At 64.6% G+C, this 8,830-nt stretch carries 8 protein-coding genes; 4 read left to right on the top strand and 4 right to left on the bottom strand.

Going from position 1 to position 8,830, the window contains the following annotated elements:
* Together Q0627_RS14320 and Q0627_RS14315 are read right to left on the bottom strand one after the other, a co-directional pair.
* Nucleotides 1-824: nitrilase-related carbon-nitrogen hydrolase (locus Q0627_RS14320; protein ID WP_298810878.1), on the bottom strand; the 824-nt coding region annotated here is incomplete at its 3' end.
* Nucleotides 825-829: 5 nt separating this feature from the next.
* Complete coding sequence (locus tag Q0627_RS14315; RefSeq protein ID WP_298810875.1) at nt 830-2,491, bottom strand: NAD(P)/FAD-dependent oxidoreductase; 1,662 nt, start codon at nt 2,489-2,491, stop codon at nt 830-832.
* 216 nt (nt 2,492-2,707) lie between these two features.
* Here Q0627_RS14315 and Q0627_RS14310 point away from each other — a divergent pair, with 216 nt between their 5' ends.
* Nucleotides 2,708-3,661 carry an HNH endonuclease gene (locus Q0627_RS14310; RefSeq protein WP_291016081.1) on the top strand — a complete coding sequence of 318 codons (954 nt, stop codon included), beginning with the start codon at nt 2,708-2,710 and terminating at the stop codon, nt 3,659-3,661.
* Nucleotides 3,662-3,758: 97 nt separating this feature from the next.
* Here Q0627_RS14310 and Q0627_RS14305 read toward each other — a convergent pair whose 3' ends face one another.
* Complete coding sequence (locus Q0627_RS14305) at nt 3,759-4,337, bottom strand: TetR/AcrR family transcriptional regulator (protein WP_291015842.1); 579 nt, start codon at nt 4,335-4,337, stop codon at nt 3,759-3,761.
* 269 nt (nt 4,338-4,606) lie between these two features.
* Here Q0627_RS14305 and Q0627_RS14300 point away from each other — a divergent pair, with 269 nt between their 5' ends.
* Nucleotides 4,607-6,103, top strand: a complete 1,497-nt coding sequence (locus tag Q0627_RS14300) for an NAD(P)/FAD-dependent oxidoreductase (RefSeq protein ID WP_291015838.1) — start codon at nt 4,607-4,609, stop codon at nt 6,101-6,103.
* A gap of 25 nt (nt 6,104-6,128) precedes the next feature.
* On the top strand, nt 6,129-6,959 hold the full coding sequence (locus Q0627_RS14295; RefSeq protein ID WP_298810870.1) for an SDR family oxidoreductase: 831 nt from the start codon (nt 6,129-6,131) through the stop codon (nt 6,957-6,959).
* An 11-nt stretch (nt 6,960-6,970) separates the two neighbouring features.
* Here the strand turns inward: Q0627_RS14295 and Q0627_RS14290 are convergent, their stop codons facing one another.
* Nucleotides 6,971-7,558: a hypothetical protein gene (locus Q0627_RS14290; protein ID WP_298810867.1), complete on the bottom strand. Its 588-nt coding sequence runs from the start codon at nt 7,556-7,558 to the stop codon at nt 6,971-6,973.
* A gap of 81 nt (nt 7,559-7,639) precedes the next feature.
* On the opposite strand from Q0627_RS14290, the gene Q0627_RS14285 reads away from it, so the two are divergent.
* Entirely contained in the window at nt 7,640-8,731 is a 1,092-nt protein-coding gene (locus Q0627_RS14285; RefSeq protein WP_298810881.1) for a magnesium and cobalt transport protein CorA, read from the top strand.
* Nucleotides 8,732-8,830: the final 99 nt, after the last annotated feature.

The raw sequence follows: 8,830 nt of genomic DNA, 5'->3' as shown, positions 1-8,830 counted from the left end.
GGGGCTTTGACGAGTTCGCGCGCGAGCCACAACGACCTCGCCTCGGCGCGGACGGGTGTGGCGGTGACGAGGCCGGCCACGCGGGGGTTCGCGGGGACGGGCGCACCGGGGGGGCCGGGTATGACGCTGAGCCCGCCGTACGTCAGGTCTCCTTCGGTGCCGATGTAGTTGGCGTAGGCGAGGAAGACCTGGTTCTCCAGAGCCCTGGAGGGCAATAGAACCCGCTGCACGTCGTTGTATTCGACCATGTTGGCGGTGGGCACGCAGATCAGGTCGGCGCCGCGGGCCGCCAGCGACCGGGTCATCTCCGGGAATTCGACCTCGTAACAGATGAGCAGGCCGACACGCCAGCCACAGAACTCGATGACCGGGGCTGGTTCGGTGCCGGCCGTGAACATGTCCCGATCGAGGCCGCCGTACAGGTGCGACTTGTGATGACTGCACAAATGCACACCGGCTGCGTCGACGATCCTGGCGGTGTTGTAGACCGATCCGTCGTCGCCGATCTCGCCGCAGCCGTAGACGACGGCCACCCGGTGCCGGGCACACATATGCGAGAGGGCATCGGCGATGGAACCATCGACCGGTGGGATCGTCATGTCGCGCAGCACCGGATCTGCGCGGAACCGGGCCGCCTCGGCGCCCACGTTGTAGCCGGAGACGAACATTTCAGGTGTGACCAGCAGGTCGACGGTGCCCGACACCTGTGCCAGTGTGGCCTCCAGCCGCGCGAGGTTGTCCGCGACTGCGTGATCATCGGCCTGTGACTGCGCCCGAGGCAGCGGCGCACACTGCCACAACGCCAATCTCAGTGTCTCCGGCAATGCGATCAGTCTCCGATATCGATGGGTCCCAACCGAGCGTACAGATCACCCGGCCCCGGATTCTCGGCCGAGGTGTGCCCACCGAAATGCGAAAGAACACCCCACACCGCATTCAATCCGGTTTGAACGGCCCCCTCCACCCAGGCCGGCATGAACGAAACGTCGTCACCGGCGATGAAGATTCCGCGCTCGGCATCCGGAAGTGCGGCCTGGTTGTGAAAATGCCCGTACATCCTGGTGTTGTAACGGTAGTGACCGGGCAACGCACCCTTGAATGCACCCAGAAAATGTGGTTCGTCCTCCCAGGACACCGTCAACGGCCTGCCCACGATATGCTTTTCTATATCCACATCCGGATAGATCTTCCGCAGGGCCGACAATGCCAATTCGACGCGCCGCTCGACCGGGTGAGGCAGTACTTTCAGTGCGTCCGACATCCACGTGTAGGTGAGGCAGATGACCGCGGGCCGGTCGGGTCCGTTGTCGAAGAAGTACGTGCCGCGGGTGAGCCTGTCGGTCAGCGTCATACTCATCACATCCCGGCCGGTAGCCGGGTCGATGTCCTTCCAGAACGGCCGGTCGACCATGACGAAGGTCTTCGACGACTGCATGTAGCGGGTGCGGTCCAGTGCCATCCACATATCCTGACTGAACAGCGTTTCATCGCAATCGATCTCGGTCGACAGCAGCCACGCCTGGCACGTCGCCACCACGGCCGGGTACACGTTCGCATCACCCCACCGGTCGGTCACCTCGATCCGATCGGCACCCAGGCGCCGGATCCTCGCGACGCCGGCCTTCGGCGCACCGCGGTGCAGCGACGACAGACTCGTTCCGGCCGGCCAGTGCGCGATGTTCCCGGGTGCGTGCGACCACAACCGGCGGGGCACCTGCTCGGAGCCGCCTTCGATGAGAAACTGATCGCTGTCGCAGGCCGTCACCACCACCCGGAGGATTTCCAGCATCGAATTGGCGAAATCCGAATCCCAACCACCGGTTCCGAACCCGACCTGCCCGAATAATTCCCGATGGCGATAAGAAAGTGAACCGAACTCGTCGGAGGTGGCGAGGAAATCGTAGAAGCTCCGGTCGTCCCACTCCCGGACCAGTGTGTTCCATCGCTCTTTGAGCGCGTCGGTGTCCCGGCGGCGAATCGCATCCTGCAGGTCACCGAATCCGGCGATCCGTTCGAGCGCGGCATCCCAGGCATTCGCGATCTCGCGATAGATCTCCGGCAGGTCGTTGAGAGTCCGCGCATAAAGGGTCTGGCCACCGATATCGATGACCGTGGACCCCGACGCCGGGGTGAGCGGATTGGGAAACGGCCGCGCGGTCAGGCCGAACATGTCGACGTAGTGGAAGAAGGCCCGCGACGAGATCGGAAAACGCATCCCGCCGAGTTCAGCGATCTCCGGCTCGCCGGGGACGAACGGTTCCGAACGCAGTCGACCACCAATGCGTTCGGCCTCGTACACAACCGGTTTGAGACCGAGCTTCATCAACTCGTACGCGGCGACCATCCCCGCCATACCCGCGCCGATCACCGCCACTTCCGCACCGAGCGCCTCGCCGGGTACGGTGCCGAGGCCGGCCGGATGGCGCAGCCAGTCGTCGTAGGCGAACGGGAAGTCGGGCCCGAAGATCGTGATAGGTGCGTCGGCAGCCATGACCACGACGCTACTGCCCTCGCCGGGCCGAGGAGGGTTGTCGCCGATCGGAGACGGCGAACGGCGGAATATCCTCGGCGGACCGGGTAGTTATGGAACCCATGAGCAGATCGATCGCGCACAACACCCGCCTCGCCGTCGCCTTTGTCGATGAGATCGAGCAGCGCAACCACGTGCGCCGGCGCTTCACCACCGGCCACTGACGACCCTCGACCGATGCGGGCATACGTGGGCGTGACCGACCGCGACTGGTACCGCCGACTCCTGGCGACCGGTCCTCACCACGACGAGGTCAACTTCTGGTTTCCGAGCCCGAAGCAGGGGTTCCAGGCACTGAGTCCAGGGCAGCCCTTCGTGTTCAAGACCCACGTCGAGCGGTCCCACCCGGAGATCAGCAACCGGATTGTGGGCGTCGGCCTGTTCTCGGGGTTCGCGCGCGAGACAATCAGCGAGGCATGGCGTCTCTTGGGCACCGCCAACGGTGTCGCCTCACTCGAAATGCTGCGTGGGAGCATCGAACACTATGCTCGCAGACCGATCACCAGATTCGAGGATCCGCTGATCGGCTGCGTCTTCCTCCAAGATGTGACCTTCTTTGCGGAATCCGAAACCCTGCCCGCACCAGATGATTTCGCCCCCAACCTCGTTCGCGGCCGTAAGTACGACCTGGCCGACATCGGCGCGGGACACTCGGTTGTCGAGGCATTGCTGCGGTATGAATTGCTCGCCGGATCGGAGTACAGCAAAGCAGGCGCCCTATCCGAGACCACGCACGGATCACCGACGTTGACGGTTCCTCGTATCGGCCAGCAGGCATTCAAGGCGGTGATCGCCGAAACATACAATCATCGTTGCGCCATCACCGGCGACAAGGTCCGGCCCGTGCTCGAGGCTGCGCACATCCTGCCCGTGGCCGCCGGTGGCATCCATCGAATCGACAACGGACTGCTCCTTCGATCCGACGTCCATACGTTGTTCGACCGCGGCTATCTCGGTGTCGACCTCCGGCATCGCCTGCGGGTCAGCCCGGCACTGCGTGAACAGTTCGGCAACGGCGACTGGTTCTACCAGCGCGAGGGCACCACCATCGACGTACCCGCAAAACGCGCTGACCGGCCGGCGAAAGAGTTCCTCGAATGGCACAACGACGAGGTATTCCTGTCCGCCTGAATGCGGTCAGTAGTTCCCGCGTAGTGGACTTCGTGCCGCGAATTGATTGTCGCGATATCCGGATCGCGCGACGGAGTTTGCGACGCGGGAAACGCGGTCAGGTGTCGGTGAGGGCGGCGCCGGTGGCTATGGCGGGCAGGGCCGTGGTGACCAGGGTGACGAGGTCGTCGCGGGTGATGTCGTGGGTGGTGAACCAGTTGATGGTGGTCTCCTCGACGAAGGCGATCCAGCCGTGGACGGCGAGCCGGACGATCGGGGTGACCTCGACGCCGAGGGCGGGTGCGTGGGTATAGATGCGTTCGGCCATGGCGGCGCGGGTGGAGTCGAACACCGCACGCATCGCCGGGTCGGAGCTGGCGGCACCGCGGATCAGCGCCATATAGGCGATGCGGTTCTCGCTGACGTAGTCGATGAACGCACCCATCGACTTCTTCAAGACCTCGATCGGATCACCGAGGGAGGCGTCGGGTGCGGTGCAGGCGAGCATCCGATCGGCCTGCGCCTGGGCCAGTGCGACGTGGAAATCCTGTTTGGACTCGAAGTAGTGGAACAGCAGCGCCCGGGAGACACCGGCGGCGTCGGCGATCGCGTCGATGGACACGTCCTCGATAGGACACTCACGGACCATCGTCAACCCGAGTTCGATGAGCTGCTCGCGGCGGGCCTCCGGGCTCATCCGGGTGCGGCGGGGCTTTCGGGGCGATGCCGTGGGCCGATCCGTTGTGCTCGTCACGAACCGCTCCTCCATATCGCCGCACCCGGCGTATCACCACACCCGTCGCATTTCCCACATTACGGTCGCCAGCCCGGAGGGCCTTGTACCCTTCACCTTCCCCGGCGAAAGGCGCTCAACTCCGAACTGGCGACCACACCACCATAGCCGGTTACTGACCGATACTCAATAGTGTATTGACTGACGTTCAATAGCGCTTTATGGTAGGTCGCATGACAACGAACGATGTTCAGGTCGCCATCATCGGCGCAGGCTTCTCCGGACTCGGCGCAGCCATCAAACTCAAGCAGAACGGCGTCGACGACTTCGTCGTCCTCGACCGCGGCCAGAACTTCGGTGGCACCTGGCGCGACAACACCTACCCCGGTGCCGCCTGCGACGTACCCTCGCAGCTCTACTCGTACTCGTTCGAGCTCAACCCCGACTGGACCCGCTCCTACGGCCATCAGCCCGAAATCCACAGGTACATCAACGACGTCGCCGTCAAATACAACATCGAGGCCAAGACCCGATGGGGCTCGGACGTCACCCGCGCGGAGTGGAACGAGGACGAGAACCGCTGGCACCTCGAGGTGACCCGCAACGGCACGACCGAGCACTACAGTGCCCGGACCGTCGTCGCCGCGGCCGGCCCGCTGTGCGAACCGAACCTGCCCGACATCGACGGCATCGACAGCTTCGGCGGCAAGATCATCCACTCGGCCCGCTGGGACAACGACTACGACTTCACCGGCAAACGCGTCGCGGTCATCGGCACCGGCGCCTCGGCGATCCAGCTCGTCCCCGAGATCGCCAAGATCGCCGGACGCCTCGACGTGTACCAGCGCACCGCCCCGTGGATCGTGCCGCGCACCGAGCGCACTTACCACCGCGCCGAGAACTGGGCGTTCAAGAACGTGCCCGGCGTGCAGAAACTGATGCGAGCCACCGTGTACGGACTCAACGAGGTCACCGCGTTCGGACTCACCTACTCCCCCAAGGCACTCAAGCCTGTCGAGCTGGTGTGCCGCGGCAACATCGCCAAGTCCATCAAGGATCCCGAGCTGCGCGAGAAGGTCACCCCGAAGTTCGCGGTCGGCTGCAAACGCATCCTGCGGTCCAACAATTGGTACCCGGCGATCGCCCGGCCGAATGTCGACCTGGTCACCGACGGCATCAGCAAGATCACCGGCAGCGGCGTGGTGACCAAGGACGGCACCGAGCGTGAGGTCGACGTGATCGTGGTGGCCACCGGCTTCCACGTCACCGACTCCCCGATGTTCGAGACGATCATCGGCACGCAGGGCCGCAGCCTCGCCCAGGCCTGGGAACACACGGGCATGCAGGCCTACAAGGGCACCTTCGTCCACGGCTTCCCCAACATGCTGCTGATGGTCGGCCCGTCAACGGGCCTGGGCCACACCTCGATCGTGTACATGATCGAATCGCAGCTCAACTACCTGGTCAGCTACTTCAAGCAGGTCCGCGACCAGGGCATCACCCGCACCGAGGTGAAGGCCGACGCCCAGGACGAGTTCAACAACAGCGTCCAGCACGGGCTGCGCAACAGCGTGTGGCTCACCGGCGGCTGCGCCTCCTACTACCAGGACCAGAACGGCAACATCACCACGCTGTGGCCGGGATTCACGTTCAACTTCCGCCGAATCACCAAGGAATTCGACATCGCCGCGTACGACGTCGAGCGCGCCGACGCCACCGTCTCGGCCTGACACCGCACAACGACAGGAGCGCAAGATGAAAGATTTTCGGGACAAAGTCGTCGTGGTCACCGGGGCGGGGTCGGGTATCGGCCGCGAACTGGCTGTCAAATTAGCCCAGAAGGGTGCCAAGGTAGCGATCTCCGACGTCGATGCCGCCGGGCTGGCCACCACCGAACGGCTGGTCCGCGAGGCGGGTGCGCAGGTTCATACGCAGACACTGAATGTCACTGAGCGCCAAGCTGTTCTGGACTACGCCGAGACAGTTGCCACGCATTTCGGCGGCGTCAACGCGATATTCAACAATGCCGGAATCGCCCACCACGGCGAGGTGGAGCACACCGACTTCAAGGACATCGAACGCGTCATCGACATCGACTTCTGGGGAGTCGTCAACGGCACCAAGGCATTTCTGCCGTACCTGATCGCCTCCGGCGACGGACATGTCATCAACGTGTCGTCACTGTTCGGTCTGCTGGCCGAACCCGGTCAGGCCGCCTACAACGCCGCCAAGTTCGCGGTGCGCGGCTTCACGGAGGCACTCAATCAGGAGATGATCGTCGCCAAACATCCGGTGAAGGTGACCTGCGTGCATCCCGGCGGAATCAAGACCGCCATCGCCCGCAATGCCACCACTTCCGGTGAACACGACCAGAAGGCGACCGCCGAGTTCTTCGACAAGTACCTGGCACACACTTCCGCGGCCAAGGCGGCCGACGTCATTCTCGACGGGGTGCGCAAGGGCAAGGCGCGGGTGCTCATCGGCGCAGACGCCAAGATTCTCGACCTGTCGGTGCGCCTGGTGGCCTCCAAGTATCAGGGCGTGGGCGCGCGCGTCACCGCATTCGCGCTCAGCAAGGCGAAGTAGGCACGCCCGGCTCACATGCCGTGCTCGGTGAGCCACGAGGCCGCAAGGTCGCGTGGCTCACTGCCGTTTCGGGCCCGGTCGGTCAGCGTCTCCAGATCGGCGGTCGTCAACTCACCGGCCACCTTGTTGACGCTCTTCATCTCGCGCCGGGACAGCACCGCCGAGCGGTACACCGGTACCAGAACCTGCGCCCGTCCTGCCTGATCGTCGGTGGTGACCAGCGTCGGATCTCCCACTGATACCCCTTGTGGCAGTGAATGATTCAACTCTGTGAACACCTCGTCCGCGGTCAGCGCCACCGCCTGCGGCGCCAGCCCGGTCAGTAGCGTGCCGGTGAACGCACCGAACAGGTCGACATCGGCCGCCGACATCGCCTCCAGGAGCCGCCGGTCGTCGCCGATCAGCACCCGCTCCGACACGTCGGCACCACCCCGGCGCAATGCCCCCGCATAGATCCCGGCCACCACCCGCATCATCGGGGTATCGGCGGCCCCCACCACCAGCTGATGGTGCGGCGCCTGCCCCGGGGCGTCGCAGGCCGTCGCCGTCGACCCCAGAACGGCGATCACGCACATCAACGTCCACGCTCTGCTGCTCACCGGTCCCACGGTATCGTGCGAGCGTCGTCGACTCCGGAACGCCGGGGGCGGTTGCGCACTACCATCTGATAGGTGCCCTCGATGCCGCACCTACGCGCCGGGTTGACCCGCTCACGACCGACGACGCGACGACCGTCACGACCGCCGCTGCCGACCGTTCCCGTACCCGTGGCGCGGGCCGTCGTCGACTGCGCGGTCTACGTCGACGGCGCCCGCACACCCGGCAACATCTCCTACACCAAAGCACTCGAGAAGGTCCGCAAAGACCGCAACGGATTCGTCTGGCTCGGGCTGCACGCACCTGATGCCAAACAGATGCAGGACGTCGGAGAGCTGTTCGGCCTGCACGAACTGGCCATCGAGGACGCCATCCACGCCCACCAGCGACCCAAACTCGAGGTGTACGACGACATCCAGTTCCTGATCCTGCGCACCGTGAAATACGTCGAACACGAATCGATCGACCAGGCCAGCGAAGTGGTGGAGACCGGGGAGATCATGATCTTCACCGGACCCGACTTCGTCATCACCGTGCGCCACGGCGACCACACCCACCTGTCCGGGGTCCGCCACCGGCTCGAAGAACGCCCCGAACTCCTCGCGCTCGGCCCGATGGCCGCACTGCACGCCATCGCCGACCGTGTCGTCGACTCCTACCTGGCGGTCGCCGAGAAGATGGACGCAGATGTCGAAGCAATCGAGGACGAGGTGTTCGCCCTCAATCGGCGCCGGGTGCGGATCGAACCGGTGTACATGCTCAAACGGGAGGTCCTCGAACTGCGCCGGGCGGTGGCACCGCTTACCGGTCCGCTGATCGCGCTTACCTCACCCGACCGGCGCGGTGTCCCCACCGAGATCCGGCGCTACCTCGGCGACGTCGCCGACCACCTCGCGATGGTCATCGAGCAGATCGTCGAACACGACCAGGTGCTGTCATCGCTGCTCGATGCCGCCACAGCGAAAGTCGGCATCCAGCAGAACACCGACATGCGCAAGATCTCGGCCTGGGTGGCGATCGGCGCGGTGCCGACGATGATCGCCGGAATCTTCGGGATGAACTTCGAACACATGCCCGCGACCAGCCACGTCTGGGCGTTCTACTCCCTGCTCGCATTTCTCGCGGTGATCTGCGTGGGGCTGTTCGCGGTGTTCCGGCACCACCGCTGGTTGTAGTTGATGTTGGTTCGGATGTGGTGACCACATGTGCGGACCTCACCGGACCCTTCGTGACCCTCGCTCCTTCGTCGCTTCGGCCTCAGGGATCAAGAAGGT

Source organism: uncultured Gordonia sp. (genome assembly GCF_937858515.1).
In the GTDB taxonomy this organism is placed as follows: Bacteria; Actinomycetota; Actinomycetes; order Mycobacteriales; family Mycobacteriaceae; genus Gordonia.
This window is presented reverse-complemented; position numbering and strand designations above follow the sequence as displayed.